Consider the following 20,730-nt stretch of genomic DNA (forward strand, 5'->3'; position numbering starts at 1 on the left):
CATTGCCCCTATCGAGTTCCTGCTAGCGAAAAGCCGATATCTGCCAGCGTCGCGTCGGGCGTTGCTGGCGCTACCACCCTGAGGATGTCGCCGGCAGCGAAGGTCGTCTGCGACGCCATGATGAAAGTCGCGGTCGTGGCGCCCGCTGCGAATCGCATAGTTCCCACGGATGCGCCGTTCTTCTGGATATCGAAGTCCGTCTGGGCCGTAGCGGCCGTGCCCGCAGCGCCTCGGCTGTTCGTCAGGCCCGCGGGGAAAATGACTTGGCGCGGGAATGGCAAGCGCACGAGCACCGCGCTTGCCGCCGGTACGCCGTTGTAGGTTCCGCCCACGTCGTAGGGCGGATCGTAGAACTCGATGCCAGTCTCGTCGGATTTCACCCGCACCGACTTGCCAGCCTTTCCCGAATAGCTGGCAGGCGCATCGCTCAAGCCTGTGAAAGTCGTGGCGCCAACATTTCCCGCCGCCTTCACATTGGTCCCGTCCTGGTACAACTGGGCAACGCTCCCTTGCGCCACTGCCACACCGGTTCCGGTGGCCCCCTTGATGGTTACCGTGAAGCTCCCGGTGGTGTTATTGGTGACAATCCACGCCCGTGGACCGGTACCCAGCGGGACAATGACGTTGATGTTTGCGGTGATAGCGCCCGTCAGGTTTATCACCTGATTGTTTGCCTCAGTCGCGGTCAACGTCACATCGACTCCACCGGCAACGTCCTTGTTCAGTCTTCCCGTCAGGAATATCCGCGCAAGTTCTCCAAGGACAGCCTTGCCCTCCCCGGCTTCAAGCCGCTCGTCGAGCGAGTTGTAGGTTGTTCCAAGGGCGGTGCTTATCAGAGCAGCCAGGAAGTCCGCCGCATTCGGGAACACCGGTGCCACGCGGGTAATGGCGCCGAACGCTGAGCCGGTCCAGACCACCGAGTAAATAGGCTCTGCCGAGGACGTGACCACATTCGGCTGGCCACCGGCGTCCACTTCCACGTAGTAGGTGGCGGCCGACTTGCCGGAGAAACTCAAGGTGGCCGCGCTCACCAACTGCAGCACCTTCGAGAGCGAGATGCGCCACGTATAGCCCGGCTGCATCGTCAGGTTCGACCCGCTTGTCGACGGAGCGAAGCTGCCGTAGCCAATCAGAGCCGTTGACCCGAACATGCCCTCAAACGCCGTGACCGCAGTGGCAGCGCTGGACGCACCGCCCTGTGTGGCGGCCTGCAGCGCGTCCACGGCGGCCTTGATGATCCCGTAGTTGCCGTTGTGCTTGGAGATGTAGTTGGCATCACCGATGGAAAAGGTTGCGAGTTCAATGGTCACTTAGCGAATCTCCTGAAGAACGCCGCCCCGGAAGATCGCCGAGGAACCATAAGGCACGACGCCATAGCCACCGTAGGTGGCCAGCTCACCATAGGACAGCGGCCGACCATCGATCGTGAGATCAACGATGGAGCCCACCGACAGGTCCGCCAAATTGACGTTGACCACCGTGTAGGTACCGGGAAGCTCCTTCGAGAAGCCCACCACCTCATACTGGCCGGTGGCAGATCGTCTCAGCCGGCAGGCGTTGCCGGTGTCGGCATAGAGGAGTTCATCGTTGCCGCGTGCGATCGGCACATTGCGCAGCGGATCCTTCTCGCCGATATCGACGTCAACGGCATAGATGGTGTTCAGGCCGTCCGTTACCAGCAGCGCTGGCCGGGTCAGGATCTTGCCGTCCATCTCGGCCCTGGCATCACGGATCTGCGCCGAGACCAGATTGGTGAGGATGCTCATGCGACAAACCCCTGTAGCTCAAGAACCGCTGGCGCGTTGCGTGCCAGGTTGCGGGTGTAGTCAGTGACGCAAAAGCACGTACCGTCCGGAAGCTGCAGGATGTCGCCCGGCTCGATGCGAGGATCGTCGACGATAGAGGCGCCCCACGACGTCGCGCTGCGCGCTCGGTACGCCAGCTCACGCACCGCCACTGCCTGGGCGTGGGCCTCATTCACGATCAGATCATTCTCGATGTCCTCGACGTTCTCGGTCCAAATCGACGCAGCGCTGTTCTTCGCCTCAGTGGTATTGCGGCCGTGCACGAAGTCGTATGGCGTGCCCCAGACCTCATAGATCCCGGTGCCGATGGAAGCCAGAATCAGCAGCACCACCAGCTCGGCCGCGCCGTGGACAATCTTGCCGACCGGCGCCGTCGGCCCGCCAAACGGCGGCGCAATGTCCGGCAGCGCGCTGTACACCTTCATGGCGAGAATCAGCCCGACGAGGGTCGGCGCCCATGCCACCGTGGTCAGCAGGATCTCGCCACTGGTGGTCGTGAGCTGCTTGTACTCCTCGTCGCAGACGGGCAGCAACCCGCCATTGGCGGACTGTTTGATCACCAGCCTGGTGTTCTCCGCTCGCTGGGTAGCGTCATCGGAGAACGAGATGCTCTTGCGCTGATGCAGTTGAAAGAACCCAGCCGTGATGGTCGCGTCAGCCAGCTTGGCATCCTGCTGCGCCACCTTTGTCAGTTGAGGATCCAGCCACTTGAGCCGCAAGCTTGACAGTGCGGGCACTGAGCGGCCACCGCTGACCGCGACAATGCGTGCCTCATCGAGCACGATGTCCGTTGCGCGCCCAAGCTCGCGAGATTGAGTCGTTAGACGCCCCAGTCCGTCGAAGCGCGGTGCGAGCCCGAGGGGCAGCAGCAGCTGCTCAAGCATGTCCCAGGCGGTCAGGTCCGCGAGCTGGGTATTGCTATGCATCGTCGTGACTGGCGATGGGGGAAGGATGATCTCGTCATCGTTGAGCCCGAGTGCCCGTCCGATCTGTCGCGCAATCTCGGTCAGCGGCGTCGCCACGGGGAAGAAGTCCGTCACCCGCCGCACGCTACGCCAGGCCGGCGTGGCATCTGGACTACGGGCGGTCAGCGTGAGCCGGCGCGTGCCACGCTCGATCCGATAGTCGTTGACTGATTCGATGATCCCCAGCCACAGGATCTGGCCATCCAGCTTCAACTCGAGAATCTGCCCGGCCTTTGGTTGGCTGGCGCCGTACAGCTCAAGATGCCAGGTCAGCGAGGCGGAAAGCTCGCGCGGCGACTGGCGCAGCGTCTCGGAAACGTAGGCCGACAGGTCGATGGCATCGGTGGCAGCACCGGTGCGCACATCACGGATGGATGCCGTCGGGTGGAGAATCAGCGCCACCGTGCGCAGCGCGTCCTTGTCGACCGGAGACCAGCGCCCGTCCATTACAGTTTCCCCAGGATGCGCAAGCGCAGTTCAACGTCGAAATTGATGTAGCCTGCCTCATTGAAGATCACGTGGTTCAGCGAGATGCCGTCCCCGCCCCCTACAGTCAGCGACACCAACGCCACCTCGTAACCGTTGGCGTTGACGTAGCTGGGATACCAATTCACCCGCGCTACCGCGGGATCGGGCGGATTCGACCAGTGAGCAACCAGCATGCGCAGCTGATCGACCGTCATCGATAGGCCGCCATCGGCATTCCAGCGCTCGACCACCTCAACGTCGCGCAGCTTGCCTTGCCAAAGCGTATTCGAGGCCCCGCCGAGGGTGCGCGTGCTTGCCCAGGTCGGCGCGATGATCGCGTCGCCATCCATATTGGTCCACTGATCGGGCGCCCGCGCGTAGTCGTAGGTGCCGAGTGTTGGATGCACAAGCCGACCATTACCGACTGCTGCGCCGACCGCCGGCAACACTGAAATCGTGATCTGCTCGGTCCCGGTGGACGCATCGCCTATAGTGAAGCTCGCAGAGCTGGTCAGGACGGTCATAGTGCATCCTCCACCGTTGCGCTAGCGCTCAGGTCCATCGACCCCGGGGCGTCGCAGTGAATCGTTGCAGCAGCTTCCCCATGCCCATCTGAGCCAGCGGGATGCCGTACGATCGAGGCGTCTCCAACTACGGACAGAACCACTGAGGCGCCCGAAACTGGCTCACCAGCGTCACCCACCACACGTACCAGCACCGGCACGTTTCGGTCTTTTCGCGGGGCCTTCAGCGGTAGCGGCTTTGTCAGGTGAGTGCCAAGCGGCACCGGATACCAGCCTCGAATCACCGACTGGCAAGCGCCATCAACCGCGTCGTCGACCACCTGAAATGCCAATAGTCGGCGATATATGCGATCCCAAGCGTAGACGACGTCGCTACCGGCTGGGGCGGGCGATCGCACCGTATGCAGAACCTCTCCGGTGGCGTAGTCCACAAGGTTCAGTAGCCCATTAGCTGTTGCCACATAACAGCGGCGCTCGTCCTCCGGCAGGATATCCGTCGGCGTCCCGGCAACATTGATGTGGCGAATCAGCGCGCCAGTCGTCCAGTTATAGACGCCAATCTTATTGGCCCCGCCCTCGCTGCTGGTATAGAGCACAGCTAGGTTCTGTTGCCGGTCAACCATGGCAACGTGGACGCCAAACGCCCCGAAATCGGCGGGATCGCGTCGCGTGCCAGGAATCTCTGCATAGCTGATGCCGTCCACCTCAAAGAAGCTTCCCGTGATGGAGTGCTGCCAGAGCGAGCCATCACGCGCCTGGACGAACCCGTAGTCGAAGAGACTCCCAGGGTTAGCCCCTCGGCCCATGAACTCGCCGGTCACCGCATTGAACTTCCACCACATGGTTTCGAAGCCCGGCCAGTAAATCCGACCAGTCACGCCGACCACCACGATGACTGCATCAGCTGTCGCTGTCTTCTCTTGAGTCACAAACATCCCATATACGCCGCCCAATGTCTCGGCATAGATTCTTGGAGGCGTTACGAGATGCCCGTTGTATAGCGCTCCGAGCCCTGACCCGCTCGGTATACCCGCCCACTCTGCCGGCAGCCGATAGCGGATGGGGCTCGATTGAAATATCTGGCGAAACATCAGAATTTCACCTCCGCCGTAATCGTCGGCATTCCACCGGCGGCATTTGGCGCGATATAGGTATTCCACGCCCACCCATTGCTGTCCGTCGCGCTTTGCAGAAGCTCCAACGCGCCCGGGCCGATCAGTGCCCAATCGACGGTCTCGTCCTTGCACGGCTCGCTGTTCGAGCCGAGAACGCGGGTCTTGATGGAGCTTGCACGACCCTTTGCCAGCGGCGTGACTGCAACCGGATCGGAGATCGTCGCCGGGCGCGGGGAGCTGGCGAACACAGTGAGCTGAGCACCAACCAGCGCCACGAAGATGTCATGCCGTGGGCTATACCAAGCACCTACATTGGCACCGATGAATGCGACACCACCGACCTGCGTCTTCTTGACCCAATCGTAGAAGACCACCGTGCCGTTGCCGAACGCGACTGCGAGGACGTTGGTATCGCGAGTACGGGATATCGTCGCGCTGTCACCGATAGCGGCGCCGCTGAGACTGGCCTCGTATGCCCAAGAGCCAACGAGCGTGAGGGGCTTCGATTGCACGTTCGTGCCCGCGAAGTGGAGGTAGCGATCCGGCGTGCGCACCTGCGCTCCGACTACATAGCCCGTGGCTTCCGAGCCAAGGACCAAATCGCCAAAAGTGGCAGCTCGCTTGTTGAACTTGTAGAGCCTGCTTTCTTCGGAGGAATCGTGGACCAGGTACTCACCGGGATTCTGCAGGTCCAGTGCAAATGCATTGGCACGTGCCTGAGCTGCTCGAAGGTAGGCGTGGCCATCCAACTGAACCACGTGCAAGCCGCCCTTGGCGAAACTGAACGTGTAGAGGCCAATGTCATCGTCGTAAAGCGCAGAACCACCCGCCGATGGGTCTGTGACCAACGAACCGTTCGCCACGATATTGAAAGGACCCGCCAGCAGTTCAAGTGCCATGCTCGGCCTCGATGACAGCAGCGCCGGAGAGTCCCGCGGGATCGTATTTCGCCCAGGCGCGCCCTTGCGCGTCCGTACGCCCACCCAAAGGCGTCACGACGCCGGGGCCGCTGGCCACCGACCACAAGACGGCAACGTTGGGCGGCCCATCGAACACCACTATGGCGGTCGCATCCGCGCGCAAGGGATTGGATAGCACGCGCAGGCTCATCGCGTTGCCGCCATCCGGGCAAGCTCGCCACCCAGCCAGTCTTGCAGCGTCCAGTGGAGGGCGTTGTCCGGGATCTGCAACTGGAAGCTGGTTGGCGCCGGTTGCAGGTGCGGTGCGCCGGACGCGGCGGGCGCGGACACCAGACCACCTCCGGCGAATCGCGCCACCGCGCTCGATCGGGCAAACGCCGCCGGATGGACCGCGCCCCGGAATTGCGATGCCGCCGATCGCACCGCCGAACCACCGCGGTTCACCCAGTTCAGGAAGCCGACACCGACATCGCGCACGGCCGAGGCACGCACGACGTACTCCTGGTCGGAAAGCAGCGCCGGGATGCTGTCGCTGGTGGTGGTGCCAGGGCCGCGAATGTAGCCGCCGTCCGCCTTCTTTACAGCACCACCCCCACCCCCGATCCCGACAAAGGACAGCACCGTGTCTATGGTGCCCCCCATGTTCCCAAACAACGAATCGAACAGCTTCTCGCCCAGCTTCTTTCCGATGGTATTCAGTAGAGAGTTGACGACCCCCTTCGCAAACTCGTTCACCGCCTTCGACGCGCTCTTTGCGCCGGTCACGACGTCTTGAAACATCGTTCCGAAGCCAGTAATGAACGACGTCTTCGCCACCTGCTGGACATCGGTGGATGCCTTCTTGAGCCCCTCGATTTCTACTCTGACCTGCTCCGCATTGGACTTGATCTGGATTGATGGGGACGCTGCGGCAAGCTTATCGAGTTCTTGCTGCAGCCGCTCAAGATCCGGTAGCGCTTGGTCCCTGATTGGGCGGAACGCCCTCTCCAAAGAATCGCCTTCGAAACCTTGACCCTGCAGCAGCTGGCTAGACCGTTGCAGGCGCCCCAGGATTTCGTCAATTTGACCTTTGATGCGTTGGAAATCTGCCTGATCCACCTCCAGGCGAATTTTTTGCTCGACCACGTCCGGCGACAGCAGTTCGGGGTTGGCCTTGGACATCTCCATCAGATCCCGATTGCGCGCACGCACGTTCTTTTCGATCTGCTCGCGAGTGAGGGTGCCGGTGGCGGAATCAACCTCAGTCTGAACGCCAGTGGCCTGCGCCTCCAGCAAGCGCTTCGCCCGATCACGCTCAGTATTGGATTCGCGTATCGCCTGTGTGCGATCCTGCTCCAGCTTGAGGTTGCGCGTGTTCAGCTGCTGGATTTCTGTCTCCAGCTTCTTGTTCTGGGTGGAAATCTGCACCCGCTCGTTCGGGTTCTTGGGGTTCTGGCCGCCCAAGCTCCCCTGCTCGGCCTGAAGTTTCTCGATCAGCTTCCGGTTGCGAGACTCTTCGGCATCAATGCCGTCGGTGACGATCTTCAGGCGCTGGTCATAGTAGGCGCTGATACCAACGAGGCTGTCCTTGTAGGCGCGCTCGTTCTCCGCCTGGTCGAACGCCAGAGCGTCTTTCTTGAGCGTCAATTCCTGATCGAGCGTCGCCTTCAACTGATCGAAATCGGCCTTCGCTGCGGCATTCTGCGTGCCAAGCCCTGAGGCGCCGGCGCCCTGCCGGCGCGCCTCCGCGATCGCGTCATTTCGGGCCTTGGTGACCTCGGCCAGGCGCTTCGGATCGAACTTCGGGTTGTCCTTCTGGAGCTCAGGCGTCTCCGACACAGCCTTGGCGAAAGCGGAGTTGATCTCCTTGATGTCGTCGGCCGCCTTCTGGGACGTGCTGCGGTGCTTCTTGACCAGGTCCGTGAAGTCCTGCAACGCGCCGCTGTTCTTGAGACCGATCTTGCCGACGGCCTTTTCCTGCTCTGCAGCCTGCTTGTCGACTGCCTGCTGTTGCAGCTTTCCAAGTTCCTCGAGGGCCGCCAACTGCTGCCTCGCCTGGTTCAGCTCCCGATCTCGCGAGCCACGGGAGAGCTTTTCGCCGTTGCTCAGGATGAACGGCCGCATGCCGCTCGGGCCCGGCTGCTGCGCAGCGCCTTCGAGCAACGCGATCCTGTTGCGGAGTGCATCCTGTCCCGCCTTGTTCTCCCCGATATCCCCCGCCCCGAACTTCAGCTCCCGCTTCATGCGGGCAATCTTGTCACGGGTAGTCTGCACCGACACGTCGATGCCATTGAGCGAGTCCTTCGCCGCACTGCCGAACGACGCCCAAGCGGCCACGCCGGTGATCAGCAAGGCGACGATCCCGATGGGACCGCCCAGCAGGCCGGCGACGCGCGAAAGCACGCCTGCGGCGCCGGTCGGCCCCATGGCCGTCGCAAGTGCTGTTTGGGCTGCGGCATGCGCTGACGCAGCAGCCGCCGCACGCTGCTGAGCGGGCACGAGCACCGTCTCCGCCAGCGCCAGCCGCTGCATACCTGCAGCGGCCGCCACCGCGGCCTCAGCCTCGGCAAGCAGCAAACCGGTATGGATCCGAACGGCATCCGCATGCGCCACCTTCGCCCGCAGATCCGCCAGCGTGGCAGCGGTAGCCGCCCGAGTGGCAGCATCGCCGCCGAGGGTTGCACTGGTCGCCGCGGTGATAGCGCCGGCAACGCCCTCCAGCACTCCACGCACCACCTGGAATACCTTGAGCGCCGCGTATGCCTGCCCGAGCGCAACCACGGCTTCGCGATGCTCGAGCAGGAAGCCAGCCACCCGGCGCAGGCCCTGCCCGAGGTCGACCAGACCCTCCGCAAAGCTCCGCATCGTCTGCACGGTCTGCGGATTGAGCTGGATCGACTTGACCTTGTCTCCCTCGCGCTCGATTGTGACGAAGGCGTCGGCCGCCTCCCCCAGCCCTTCCTTGATGGCATCGAAGAGCGGCTTGAAACCCTCGGCCGCCGCGCGCGTCGCCCCCTCCTTCAGGCTGGAGAGCCGGCCGTCGAAGGTGTCACCGAAGCGCGCGGACGCGGCCTCGAAGCCCTGCAGCCGGTCCATCAGGAACTTGAACAGGCCTTCGCTCGAAGCCTTGGCGCGCTTGATGTCCTCGTCCTTGATGCCCAGCGCAGTGGCCAGGGTGGAGCCCGACGGCGTGATGCCGCCCTGCACCAGATCACGCAACTCCTGAATCACCTGGTTCGAGTTCAAGCCGAGCGACTTGACCGCGTTGACACCGGTCACGGTCAACTGGCGCACCTGCTCGAGCGTCAGCTTGGCGGCCAGCGCCGGCCCAAGGATCGCTTGGAAAGCGCGAACGAGTTCCTCGCTGTTGGCGGCTGTGGCCAGCGCGTCGTTGTTCAGGTCCGCGATGATCTTGCGCGAGATGCCCAGAGCCTGGTTCAGGCTGACAGCCTTGCCGTCGATCGTGATCATCGAGGACAGGATGCCGGCCATCCCAAGCTCAGCCGTCTCCATACTGGCAGAGAACTTGATGCCCGCTTCCGGCAGGCCAGTCAAAGCCGCCTTCACGGCCTGCAACGCCTGACCGATGATGAAGATTCCGGCAGCAACAGTGCCGATGCTCTTCAGGCCCGCGACGCTCTGACCGATCGATCGGACTTCGTCGCCGACCTTCGCCAGCTCTCCAGCCGTTGAGCGGGCGGTCGTCTGGACGCCCTGCAGGCCTGACTGCACGCCGGTGAGATTCTTGCCTGCGTCGTCGGTCTTCTTCAGCGCGGACGCAAAGTCGCGCAGAGCGGCCAAGGCCCGCTCGTTTGCGAGATTGATCCGGTAGCTGATCTCACGTTCGGTCATGGGCGTCTAAGTGGTGCGCTGAATGCTTTCCAGAGTTGTTTCCAGCCCTTCTCATCGGCTTGACCGCCACGCGCGATCAGGAGCTGCTCCCGGCTACGCTCCTGCGCCTGCCTGGCAATGGCATCCGAGAAGCCCCTCAGCTGGGCCATGGTGTAGCCCAGCACTTCTCTCAGACTGTGGCCGGCCCCGACGAGCTGTTGGGCGATGTCGAACCACCCGGGAACATCGCCTGAAGCTGGCTGGCTACTGGCTTCAGACGTTGCTCGAAAAAATCTCGGTTCACGCTAAGCACGTCCGCGAACAGATTGACCGGCACGTCCAGCTCCTGCTCGTCCAGCCAGTCCCGCTCCACGCGCGCACCAATGCAGATGACAGTAAGCAAAGCCTCCGCATGCCGCGTGAACAGGTGCACGATGTCGCCGGCCACCATTGCATCCGGCAGCACGCCGATGTCGGCGAAGACGGGCTCCAGAGCTGACAGCATGGGGCCGAATTCCTTCACCTTGAGGGGGGTAATCCGAACCTGACGCTCGCCGAAGCCCCTCTCGATCGAGGGGCCGCCGGCGAGCTGTGTCAGTTCGGCAACGGGTGCAGGGGTGCTCATGGATTACGTCAGTTGGACCAAGCGGCCGAACTGGCCGTAGTCGCTGGCCGCGGTCTTGGTTTGGTCGCTCAAGCACGACCCGGCCAGCTCAAACGTGTTGAGGTCGTCGCTGATCATCGAGAAGTCCTTCGCCGGATCCAGGCGGGTGCGGTAGATATCGAGCACCACCTTCGGAAAGCCAGACACTGCGGTGTTGAGCCCAACGAAGCGCACCCAGTATTCGACGTTGGCGGCCGTGTACATCTTCACGCGACTCAGAGCGGCCTTCGTGTAGTCGGCCTTCAGAGGCAGCGTGTACGGGCCGCCGGTCGTCGCGTCCAGAATCTCGATCTGACCAGATTTCGAGTCCAGATCGTAGTTCGTGCCGGCCGCCAGGGTCTTCGGCGTTCCGGAGCTGTCCTTGATGGTGACGGCCGACAGATCCTGAGCAGCCAGGATGAAGACATTGCCGACCGCGAGCGTGCCGGTAGTCGGCGAGATGATTTCGTTGGTGACCGATCCGGACGACTGGGCCACCGCGTCGCCCTGCGTGAGCAGCTGGATGTTTTCGGTGCTGATCTGGCGGAGCGAAGCCTTGAAGCTCATCTTGAGCTCGCGCGTGATACGCACAACAGTCTGCCGGTTGCCGGAATAGTTTTCCTTGGCCTCCAGCACATCGGGCTCCGCCGAGAACGAGACGTCAGCGGCGTCGCCGACCCAGCGCAGCGCCTTCGGATTGCCGGCGGTGTCGCGCTGGCCGAAGAACAGCTTTCCCTGCCCCGAGAAGTAATCCATGATGATCTCCAGTTTTGGCCGTTACGGGGCCGTGGGTTTTTCCAAGTACTCGACGACGCCCAGCACCTGGGCGCAAACCGTTTTCGTGCCTGCGCCACGGGGCATCGCCCTGTCGCCGACAATGCGCAGGTTCATGACGCGACCATCCAAGCCACCATCCTTGAACACAGCACGCTTGATATCCGCGATCATGGCGTGCGCCTTGATCAGGGGGTTGTCGGGATCACAGGTGTCAAAGCCTTCGATCACGAACGACCGCGCCCAGGTGTTGGTGCCCGCATGCGGCCGGGTAGCGTCCTTGCTCTCGCCGGAGCCGTCATGCAACGAGGACAACGGCACCGGATCCTGCTCGTCGTTTCCAAACTCTCTGCCGAGATAGACTCGCGCGCCGATGTCGGTCGCGTAGCCATCGGCCGTGCGGATCGATTGGAGCCGCTCCTTGAGCGCCAGGAGGATGTCGAGGGCCTTGCTCATGCCTTGTTGACCCAGTAGGCAGCGACGAAGCTGTCATCCTCGTCGCGTTCGTCGATGGTGTAAGTCACCGAGGCCAGCTCGCCGAGCTCTTCCGGCGTGCCGTCGTAAATAATCGTGGTGCCACGCGGCAGAGACGCAATGTCCTCGCGCAGCACGGTGATCCGCGTACCGACCTCGGTACGATCGCCGTACTCCCCACTGATGCGCGGCCGGCGCTCGACGACGGCGTCGAAGACCACGCTGCCGGCGCGCAGGCGCGCGTTCGCCAGGCGGCGAATGACCGACCTGGCAATGCGCTGATCAAGGGAGTACGGTGCGGCCATGACTTACCGGCTCGTCAGGTTGCCACCGGCAGGTAGGCGCCGAGCTTGATCTTGACGGTCGCGCTCGGGTTCGCCGCAGCTTCGACCGCCACGCCCACACATTGCTGCGCGGTGCTGGTCTTGTTGACCACCTTGTTGGTCGCATCCCAGAACACCCGGTCACCGACGCTGATGGCCAGGGCCGAGGTCTTGGCGATCTCGATCACCCCCTCGGTGCGGAACTCATTGGCGACGCCATTCTTGGCATCGTTGACCGCGACGCCGAACAGGCCGGCACCGAATAGGTACCCGATACCGGCCGCCACATCGGCGGCGGGGGTCAGCGTCAGGGTCTCGCCGTACTGAATGAAGTTCTTCATGATCCGATCCTTTCGAAATCAGTGGGTGGAATCGGCGGGTTACGCGCCTGGGTTCTTGTGCGCGCCGCGGTAATCGATGCCCGCCACACCGAAATCGATGCGGACCTTGTAGCGGGCGCCGTCCACGTCGAAGCCGTTCTGCAGCTCGAGGTACGGGTCCTGTGCGCCGTCCAGGAACGCGACCTCCAGCGCCGGGGCCTCCGCCGGATCGGCGAAGAAGTACCAGGCAGTGCCAGAAAGGCGCGGGGTATCGACGATGTCGCGCACCAAGCCGCGCACGAGGTTCGGCTTCTGCAGCTTGTTGGCGGTGTCCGGGTCGTACTGGGCGTCGTTGGTCACGCGCGCGGTACCGCCGATGCCAATCGGGCCCAGCCAGATCGCGGGGCGCAGGTCGAGATAGTCGTTGCCGCTGACATCCTTCTGCTGCGCCATCTGCACGCGGCCGGCCTCGAAGGAGGCCACTGCCGGCGCCGCCGCGGTGCCAGCGATGTTTCCGTGGCTGGCATGGAACAGGGCCAGGCCGTCTTCCAGCGTCGGACCGGCGCCGGAATTTTCCGCCAGGCGGGCATACACGGCCGCCTCGATGGTGCGCTTGGCGGCGCGGCCAAGCATGCTGGCAAGACCGATGAACGCGCCCAGATCATCATTGATGATCATCTGGCGGCTCAGATTGATGATGTTCCCGCGGGTGCCGGCCGTGATGGAGGCCTTCTCGCCATCCGGGATGGTCTTGTTCTTGAACTCGCCGAGTTCGTTCAGCACGTCCAGGTTGCCGAGGCTGCCGACACGGTAGCGCGGATGTGCGCGGAAGTCCGACACGCTGCCGATCGAGCAGAAGCGGCTCCAGGTATCCGGAGCGAGCGCGTAGGCCTGCTGCAGCGTCTTGTGCATCGTGTTTTCGAGCAGGATCGGGAAATCGCTGGTGGACTGCGTGAACGCAGCCGCTACGATCTTCATCTGATCCATGCCGTCAACCTTGACGCCAGCCCGGACGAGGCATGCACGCGCCAGATCGAGCAGCTTGTAGCCACGCAGCGGATTGGCTGCGTTGGCGCGCACCGGCGAACCCTTGTCATCACGGGCGGCGGCTCGGGCCAGGATTGCCTCCGTCGCGGCCGCCCGGAATTTGTCCTGCTCATCCTCGACCGTGACGATGTTGCCGGCCACCGGCGTGCCTTCCTTGCCGAGGTGTGCCAGCAGCTTCTCGCGGGCGCCCTGCACGCTGCATTGGGTGTCGGCCTCGCAGGCAGCCATCAGATCGGCGACGCCTTCGCGGGCGCCAAAGCTGGCAAAGGCCGCGCGGATATCGGTACGACGCTGAGCTTCGGCTTGCACGCCGCGCGCAACGGCTTCCGCCTGGCTGGCTTGGGCCGCAGAATCGGCCGGAGTTGCGGGCGCCGGTGCAGCGGCCGCCGGGTTCGGATGAGGCATGTGCTTCTCCTTCAAGTTGAAAGCGGCTGCCGCCGCCGGGATGGCGCGGAAGCGAGAAAGGTCGTGGGAGGCCGCAATCGGCATCGCCGTGGTGACCGTATCGACGAACTTCTCGGCCAGAGCCTGCTCGGCCGTGTAGTAGTGGTCGACGCCATCGGTGAGCAGAGCCAGCATCTCCTCGGCGGGCCGACCAGTCTTGGCGGCATAGCTGTTCGACATGGCCTGCGACCAGGTATCGAGGTAGTCGGCGACCTCGCGCAGCGCGACGGCATTGCCCGAGGCGTAGACCCACGGTGCGTGGATCATCAGGATGGCGTTCTCGGCCATCTCGACGGTGTCGCCGGCCATAGCGATCAGGCTGGCGATGCTCATGGCGGTGCCATCAATGCTGACCGTGACCGCGGCGCGGTGCCGCTTGAGCGCGTTGTAGATGGCGATGCCATCGGAGACCGAGCCGCCGAAGCTGTTGATGCGTACGGTAAGCTCGTCGACGTTCAGCGCCGCCACTTCCTTGACGAAGTCAGCGGCCGCCACGGACTCACCCCACCAGGATTCCCCGATATCGCCGTAAATGAAGATCTCGGCGGAGCTTGCGGCCACGCCGCCGGCAGCGACCGCCGCGGCGGCTGCGGCCGTGGCAGCGCGGGCGCGAATGCTGTACCACTTTTGGGGAGACTTGCTCATCGCCAAGACCTGTGCATTTGGTATGCAGCAAGTCTGGCAAAAAGCGATTCCGGTTTTTAGGGGTAAAACCGGAATATTTTCAGCGGCGATGGATTCTTGCCTTGATGTAGCATCGGGCCGTGCATGCGTACCCACAAAAAAAGCCCCGAAAACCGGGGCTTTTTCTTGATTCCGAGGGGAACTTCATTCCCAGGGGAGCGGTTTCCCCCGTACCCACAAAAAAAGCCCCGAAAACCGGGGCTTTTTCTTGATTCCGAGGGGAACTTCATTCCCAGGGGAGCGGTTTCCCCGTCATCGCCAGCGATTGGCCGACCAGCAGGACCTGGACCGTGTTGTGGGTGATCGAAGTCTGCGACAGGCGCTGGGCGCCCTGCAGAATCTGCTCCCGGCTGAGCTCCGGCCGCCGGGCCAAGATGGCCATCACGGCCGTCTCACCCAGCTGAGCCTGCTTTACCATTGGCCGCAGGGCCGGAATGGCCACCAGGGCCGCCCCCACCAGCTGAGCTTGCTCTACCATTTGCTTGATCATCGTCGTCACCTTTTCGGATCCCTAACCCAAATCATAGCTCCAGCTCCTCAAGCTGGAGGCACAGGCTCTAGTGGCGCATCGGCGGCAGCAGGCGCACCTCCTTTAGTGTTGGCGAAATCTGAGGCCAGCACCAGCCCCTTGTCGGCAGCTTCCTTCCTGAACTTCGTGATGTTTTCCAGCACGTCGTACGGATTGACGCCGCGCTTGCGCATGACCTCGACCTCGGATGCGAAGCCGCATTGCACCAGCAGCTGCCAGGCGAGCGCTTCCTTCATGGGGTCGATCCATGGCATGGCCTGGCCGACGAACATTGCATCGTCAGCCAGATCTGACGCCACATCCTTCGGCCGCGGCACAACTCCGGACAGGTCGGCGATCGCGACGAAAGCCTCCCATACTGGCTGAACGAACATGCCAGTGAACTCGTCGGTCAGCACGGCATAGTTGACCCACTGCTCCACCAACTCCTGCCGCTGAGACGAATAGGTGCCGTCGTAGTCGCGGCTGATGCTCGAGTAGCTGGCGCCGATGCCGGCTGATGCCGCGCGAAGTTGGCCCTGCCGAAAGGTGAGGACGTTGGGATTGGGGCGCTTGGTGTCTACCAGACCAATTTCCTCGCCCACCTGCAGGCCGTCGATGATCGTGCCGGGATCGAACCCGATCTCGCGGGGGATGGGGTTGCCCTGATCATCCCGCTGGACGTTCTCCGGGTTGAATCCATCCGGCGACAGCTTCTTGATGTAGGCGGTCAACCGTGCGGCCAGCTTGGCGGCTACCCGTTCGCTCTCCTCGTAGTCCTTGATATCCTCGATCCGGGTGATGACGCTCGCGAATTCAGAGACGCCACGCAGCTGGCCAATGCGGTCGATAGCCGCCACCTGGAGCATGTTTTCGGCGGGGATACGCTTGACGTCGGAGGCGCGCGCGAGGAAGGTGCTATCGCCCGGAAACGCCTTATACACGTAGTAGCCGGTACGACGCCCCCAAGCGTTGCGCTGGATACCCTGGCGGATGTTGGCCGCCGGGTCCTCATAATCCATCGGAACCATGTCCGGCTCGAACAACTCGAGCGAGAACGGCACCTGGCTGCCATGCTGGAGGTACGGCACTGTGCCGCGCAGCAGCTGAGAGAACGCCTCCCCGTCGCGAAACCACGTCTTCGCGACTAACCGCTGGACCTTAGCCCAGTGGTGTTCCTGAGTGACCTCGGGCAGCTTCTGCCAGTCACGCCAGGCAGCGCGCAAGTCAGCGGCATACTGCTCGTGGATGGTGCCATCCGGACGGCGTGGCTGGGGCTCGACCCCGATTCCACCCGGCCCGACGACGTTGTTCACCAGCGTGCGCAGCATTCCGCGCGAGATGTCGTGATTCCGCTCTAGATGGCGCGCCTGCGCACGCAGCCAAACTGCACCCTGCCGCACCAGCTGGTCTGGCGATGCCTGATTGCGATGGAACTTGCGCAGCCGGCTTGGCTGTGCGGCTTCATAGCTCGCCCGGAGAGCCGCTCGATCAAATAGACGGCGTCGCCCGGCAGTCGGATCGAAATACGCAACGAGCTGGTCGATCAGGTTCATGGTCAGCGATCCAGTCTGGCGTTCAGGAAACGGATGCCGCCGGAACCCGGCACGCCGGCGGCCTGGGCCTGCTCGTTGGCCACACGAGCCTCCCATTCCTGCCTCCCCTTCCGGATCTCGGAAAGGTCCTCCATGCGCAGCACACGGTCGCCCAGCCGGGCTTCCTTGCCTTCGAGAATGGCCTGCTCGGCGGCCAAGTACTTCGCGAGCATGTCAGTGGCGGTCGTCATGGCGTCCAATCTATGGGAAAGTGAGTCCGGTTTTTAGGGGAAAAAGCGGAATATCTGCACTCGTCGGGGATTAGGTCCGGTTGATCACCTCGTAGAAGGTGGTTTTGCTGATCCCGAATTGACGGCAAACCTCATCGCGATTCCGGCCATTGAAGGCGGCGCGGATGGCCTCATCCCGTTCGCGCCGGTCTGGCGCCGGGATATAGACCTCCTGCCCACCCAGAAGCCGGCGCAGCCCGCGTTCGAGCCCCTCAATGATCGGCCTGGCAAGGTGCTCGAGCGGCGTGATCTCTTCCCGCACGATTGTCGTCAGTGCTCCGGTGAGGTCGATCGCGGCGTCAGATTGCGAGGCGTCTTCGTTCTTGAGGGGGTCGGTCATAGGCGGCTGCTCCAGTCGTCTGAGGCAATGGCAGTTCTTCTGGCAGGTGGTCGAGGTGCTGCCGGCGCGGCCGCCACGGAAGGCGTCGCGGTGCGCGCCGACGAGCCAGCTGGCTGGGACCGTAGGCGCTGTTCCAGCTGATCCCAGTATTTCGCCGCCTTACGGGCCAGATCGAAGTGGGTCTCCAGCCAGACGGCGTACACGGTGCAGTCCCAAGCCTCGACCCGCTTCCGGGTCGCCGTCCATTTGGATTCCTCGCCCCTGGCCGTCATCTTCGTGGTGCGCTGCTCGCCGGCCATCTGGCGAAAGAACTCGTCCGAGAGTTCGTGCGAGAAGTGCATGTAGCCCGGGCCAGGCCGGGGAATGTGGAGGCGGTTGTAGATCAGGTCCTTGGCGTGGTTCGTGCCAACGTGCCAGAGCTGCACGCCGTTGCGCTTCACGCGGCCGCGCCAGTCGATGTCCACTTTTGCCACGCCGTCCTTGATGTGCTTCTCCCGGCCAGGACGACCGGCGACGGCAAACACCTTGCGGCGGGCATATTTGGCTGCGTAGGCATAGACCGCATGCGTATTGTGACCGCGAGAGTCGATGGCAGCGCCTTCTATGTAGAGCGTGGCGCCAGACTCGTGGGTGAACGGGGTGTCGAACAGGTACTCTGTCAGGTCATCCCAGACCTTGTCCTGCGCCGGATTCCCGAAGAACACCTGGTGATCAACCACCCATTTCTCGCACCCGCGGCCATAGGCCCACACCACCACCTCCAGCCGGTTATCCTGCGTATCCACGCCTGCGAGCAACTGCAGACCTCCGAGCGGCACCCACCGCAGTGCATAGGGCTCGGCGCGCTGCTTGATCTCGTCGACGTCGGTGCGCTCGACTTCCTGCTCCCATGCCTCGCCGCGGGTGGTGTTGACGAACGCCTTCAGCTTCGACATGTCGCCTGTCTGGGCCTTCTCGTTCGCTGCCAGGAACTCGCGCACGATATCTGACCAGGCCACGGCCGGACTATAGGCGGTCCAGACCCCGAGAAATGCGACGTGACGGGGCGGCCGTACCACCTTGCCCTTCGCATTGCGAAACACACCATCGTGGCTGATGGTGGTGCCGTCATCCGACTGGTACCGACCCTGCTCCCAGACGCGCAAGTAGTCGGCCTGCTGAATCAGCGCGCCACAGTGAGGGCACAGGTGGCGCACGGTCTCCGGGTCGTCGTTTGTCCACTTGAACCCGTGCGCTTCTTCCTTCCCGCCCCAGGTGATCGGGTGGAAGGTGTCACATTCCGGGCAGGCGATGTGGTACCGGAACCGTTTCTCGGCAAGCTCCACCCGGCGCTCGATCAGCGACAGGCCCTTGAGCTTGGGGGTAGAGCCGCACACCAGCTTTGGGAAGGTAGCGCCCTCGGTACGCTTGGCTGCCAGCGTGACCGGGTCGCCCTCCTTCTCGACATCGCTGTCGAACGCGTCGAGCTCGTCGAGATACGCCACGTCCACCGAGATCCGGCGGTAGTTCTTTGCCGCCTTCCCGCCGCGCAGGTGGAGCATGGAGCCGAGAAATTTCTTGGCCTGCAGCGTGTTGTCCTTGTGCCTGGCGAGGAAGGCCGGGAAGATTTCGCGCATCACCGCCACATCGCGCAGCATCGGCTCCAGCTCGGTCTTGACGAACTCGTCGCGGTCATCGTCGGCCGGCTGCCAGAGCGCCTGGTTCCGGCGCCGGTGATGGGCGAAGTAGCCCACCGCGGCGAGGATCATCTTCGTGTAGCCCACCCGGGCCGACTTCTGCAGGTCGACCTCACGGATGGCGTCATTGCCAATGCACGCGAGGATGGCGCGCTGGAACGGCCACGCGCTCCATGCCTGCTCGACATAGGAGGATTCGGCCGACAGGTAGAAGTGCGCGGCCGCCCATTCCTCGAGCGTCATCGGCTCCGGCGTGCCGAACCCTGCCAGGCCTCGGCCGAGGTGGTGCGCAATGATGGGGCGATACTGAGGCGCCAGCATCAGGCGGGCTCCTCTTCGTCGGGCGCTTCGATGCCCAGATCATCCAGCGTCACGGCAGCGGCAATATTTCGCGCCTTGGCCACCTCCCGGGTGATCAGCTCCACATCGTCGGCGGACAGACTCGGCAGCCGCCGCTTGAGCATGCCGGGTATTGCTTCAAGGATCCCGGACACACGCGCGCCAGCCTGCGACAGAACCTGCTCGATGAGATGAACCGGAGCCAGCTCGCGCCGGGTGACCTCGTTCTGCAAGGCAATGCGGTCAGCCTGTTCTTTCGCCAGGCGCGCACGCTCCGCAATCAGGTCCAGACCTTCCTCTTCCGAAGCGCGACCGGCGGCAGTCTCGCGGAGGTGCCCGCAATAGGCGAGCAGCATCTGGCGACCGGTCATGCCAGCTACCAGGATCCCGCGCGCAACGAGGCTACTGACCGCTGGCTGGCTAATGCCGACCAGGCCAGCGAACTCTGCTTGCCTCATCTTCGCGTCGAGATTTATCACATAACCCCCCTATGGCCGCGTCGTGACTAGAGAGCGCGCGAGGCTCGAATTACCCTTACAGCACTCCTCTTGGGAGTACCTTTCGTCACTTTTCGACGTTTGCACCAAGCCTGTGCGTCCGCCGGGCGATCGCTGGGCGTCTGCGTGACGGATATGTCACCTTTCGACGAGAATGGACGGGGCGCTGTCATCGAAAGGCCCTCGAGTACTTGGCCAGCGCACGCGTCATCTCACCCTCGAACGCGGTACGTGCGATCTGGTCGGCCACCTCGAAGAAGCGGAAGCGCGGCTGGTAGCCTGGCGCACGCACGAACACGAGCACCGGCACAATGTCGCTGCCGTGAATGCCACGCTTGGCATAGACCCCAGACGGCAGGGTCTGCATGCGCCCATGCATCCAGCTGCGCGCGCCTATTCGGTGCCCGCGCCGCGCCACGAAGTAGGCCACGCCGTTGATAGTCTTGAACCCGTTCGCACTGCGCCCTACCCGCTCACGTCGCTTGCGGCTCTTGTCTGTGGCATTGGCGCGATACCCCTGTTCGCCGAAGGCTCGGAGGTAACTCAGGATCTGGACGATCTGGGCGCGGCTCATGTTGCCGTAGGCGTCTAGCTTGGCCCCGGCCGCAGGGATTGCGTACTCATCTGGCAGCATGGCGCCGATGCGCTGCAGCGCCTTCTCGAAACGCTTCCAGCCCCGGCCTCCGCCTGAGACCTCGGGCGCCAGGTACTTCACAGCAGGCGTCCCCTTGCTGGTGTCCGCCTTGAGACCCACTACTGCCTCTGGCTTGGCCGGCGTGGCCGGCTGCAGGTACACGCTGTTGATGGTGTATCGGGTGGGCCTGTCAAAGGCGCGCTGGATCTCAACGCGCTCTGCATCGCGAATCAGTCGCCCGGTCTGCGTCAACGCGACGACGCTGGCGAACGGCAGATCGCGGTTCATCAGCCGGTCGATGTCACGTATGACAGCGCCTGCATTACCACTGATGCTCAGCTTGTCGGCCATCCGTCAGCCCACCCGCGGCATAGGCCGCACGTCGAGCCAGACACAGACCATGATGCCGATGACCACAGAGACCAGAATCCATACGTACATCGTCATCACCTCGAAAAGAAAAAGCCCGCCGAGTCGCCTCGGACAGGCAAAGCCCACATCGTGGGAGGAGACACAGGTTGCGGCGCGCGTGCACGCGCCCCAGAAGCGGCGTGGCAGAGCGAAAGATTCCCCGGTGCTTTCACTTTGTTCCCCG

At 63.3% G+C, this 20,730-nt stretch carries 21 protein-coding genes; all 21 read right to left on the reverse strand.

What is annotated here, in order from left to right:
* Positions 1–8 precede the first annotated feature (8 nt).
* A complete protein-coding gene (locus K307_RS44720; RefSeq protein ID WP_051975384.1) occupies positions 9–1,310 on the reverse strand; it encodes a hypothetical protein in 1,302 nt (433 codons plus the stop codon).
* On the reverse strand, positions 1,311–1,766 hold the full coding sequence (locus K307_RS38660) for a hypothetical protein (protein ID WP_042886348.1): 456 nt from the start codon (positions 1,764–1,766) through the stop codon (positions 1,311–1,313).
* Positions 1,763–3,217, reverse strand: coding sequence for a hypothetical protein (locus K307_RS38665; RefSeq protein ID WP_042886349.1), 1,455 nt, complete (start codon positions 3,215–3,217; stop codon positions 1,763–1,765). Before K307_RS38665 ends, K307_RS38660 begins: the two co-directional genes overlap by 4 nt.
* A complete protein-coding gene (locus K307_RS38670) occupies positions 3,217–3,762 on the reverse strand; it encodes a hypothetical protein (RefSeq protein WP_042886350.1) in 546 nt (181 codons plus the stop codon). Before K307_RS38670 ends, K307_RS38665 begins: the two co-directional genes overlap by 1 nt.
* The gene (locus tag K307_RS38675; protein WP_155301360.1) at positions 3,759–4,697 is read right to left on the reverse strand and encodes a hypothetical protein; all 939 of its coding nucleotides are present in this window, start codon (positions 4,695–4,697) and stop codon (positions 3,759–3,761) included. The genes K307_RS38670 and K307_RS38675 overlap by 4 nt, the downstream gene beginning before the upstream one ends.
* A gap of 155 nt (positions 4,698–4,852) precedes the next feature.
* Positions 4,853–5,776: a hypothetical protein gene (locus K307_RS38680; protein WP_042886352.1), complete on the reverse strand. Its 924-nt coding sequence runs from the start codon at positions 5,774–5,776 to the stop codon at positions 4,853–4,855.
* Positions 5,766–5,975, reverse strand: a complete 210-nt coding sequence (locus K307_RS38685) for a hypothetical protein (protein WP_196251648.1) — start codon at positions 5,973–5,975, stop codon at positions 5,766–5,768. The genes K307_RS38680 and K307_RS38685 overlap by 11 nt, the downstream gene beginning before the upstream one ends.
* A gap of 8 nt (positions 5,976–5,983) precedes the next feature.
* A complete protein-coding gene (locus tag K307_RS38690) occupies positions 5,984–9,628 on the reverse strand; it encodes a hypothetical protein (RefSeq protein WP_042886354.1) in 3,645 nt (1,214 codons plus the stop codon).
* Between the two features lie 169 nt (positions 9,629–9,797).
* Entirely contained in the window at positions 9,798–10,232 is a 435-nt protein-coding gene (locus K307_RS38695) for a hypothetical protein (protein WP_042886355.1), read from the reverse strand.
* Between the two features lie 3 nt (positions 10,233–10,235).
* Entirely contained in the window at positions 10,236–11,006 is a 771-nt protein-coding gene (locus K307_RS38700; protein WP_042886356.1) for a hypothetical protein, read from the reverse strand.
* Positions 11,007–11,027: 21 nt separating this feature from the next.
* Entirely contained in the window at positions 11,028–11,480 is a 453-nt protein-coding gene (locus tag K307_RS38705) for a hypothetical protein (RefSeq protein ID WP_042886357.1), read from the reverse strand.
* Positions 11,477–11,803, reverse strand: coding sequence for a hypothetical protein (locus K307_RS38710; protein WP_042886358.1), 327 nt, complete (start codon positions 11,801–11,803; stop codon positions 11,477–11,479). Before K307_RS38710 ends, K307_RS38705 begins: the two co-directional genes overlap by 4 nt.
* A 14-nt stretch (positions 11,804–11,817) precedes the next feature.
* On the reverse strand, positions 11,818–12,162 hold the full coding sequence (locus tag K307_RS38715; RefSeq protein WP_042886359.1) for a DUF2190 family protein: 345 nt from the start codon (positions 12,160–12,162) through the stop codon (positions 11,818–11,820).
* A 39-nt stretch (positions 12,163–12,201) separates the two neighbouring features.
* On the reverse strand, positions 12,202–14,277 hold the full coding sequence (locus tag K307_RS38720) for a ClpP-like prohead protease/major capsid protein fusion protein (protein ID WP_042886360.1): 2,076 nt from the start codon (positions 14,275–14,277) through the stop codon (positions 12,202–12,204).
* A gap of 265 nt (positions 14,278–14,542) precedes the next feature.
* A complete protein-coding gene (locus tag K307_RS38725) occupies positions 14,543–14,806 on the reverse strand; it encodes a hypothetical protein (RefSeq protein WP_155301361.1) in 264 nt (87 codons plus the stop codon).
* A gap of 47 nt (positions 14,807–14,853) precedes the next feature.
* Entirely contained in the window at positions 14,854–16,380 is a 1,527-nt protein-coding gene (locus K307_RS38730; protein WP_051975385.1) for a phage portal protein, read from the reverse strand.
* A 2-nt stretch (positions 16,381–16,382) separates the two neighbouring features.
* Positions 16,383–16,610: a hypothetical protein gene (locus K307_RS38735; RefSeq protein ID WP_042886362.1), complete on the reverse strand. Its 228-nt coding sequence runs from the start codon at positions 16,608–16,610 to the stop codon at positions 16,383–16,385.
* 70 nt (positions 16,611–16,680) lie between these two features.
* The gene (locus tag K307_RS38740) at positions 16,681–16,989 is read right to left on the reverse strand and encodes a Mor transcription activator family protein (RefSeq protein ID WP_042886363.1); all 309 of its coding nucleotides are present in this window, start codon (positions 16,987–16,989) and stop codon (positions 16,681–16,683) included.
* Positions 16,986–18,908: a phage terminase large subunit family protein gene (locus K307_RS38745; protein ID WP_042888003.1), complete on the reverse strand. Its 1,923-nt coding sequence runs from the start codon at positions 18,906–18,908 to the stop codon at positions 16,986–16,988. The genes K307_RS38740 and K307_RS38745 overlap by 4 nt, the downstream gene beginning before the upstream one ends.
* Positions 18,909–18,985: 77 nt before the next feature.
* Complete coding sequence (locus K307_RS38750) at positions 18,986–19,375, reverse strand: terminase small subunit (RefSeq protein ID WP_051975386.1); 390 nt, start codon at positions 19,373–19,375, stop codon at positions 18,986–18,988.
* A 295-nt stretch (positions 19,376–19,670) separates the two neighbouring features.
* Positions 19,671–20,486 carry a hypothetical protein gene (locus K307_RS38755; RefSeq protein ID WP_230626338.1) on the reverse strand — a complete coding sequence of 272 codons (816 nt, stop codon included), beginning with the start codon at positions 20,484–20,486 and terminating at the stop codon, positions 19,671–19,673.
* Positions 20,487–20,730: the final 244 nt, after the last annotated feature.

Origin of the sequence: Cupriavidus necator A5-1 (genome assembly GCF_000744095.1) — a bacterium.
In the GTDB taxonomy this organism is placed as follows: Bacteria; Pseudomonadota; Gammaproteobacteria; order Burkholderiales; family Burkholderiaceae; genus Cupriavidus; species Cupriavidus necator_A.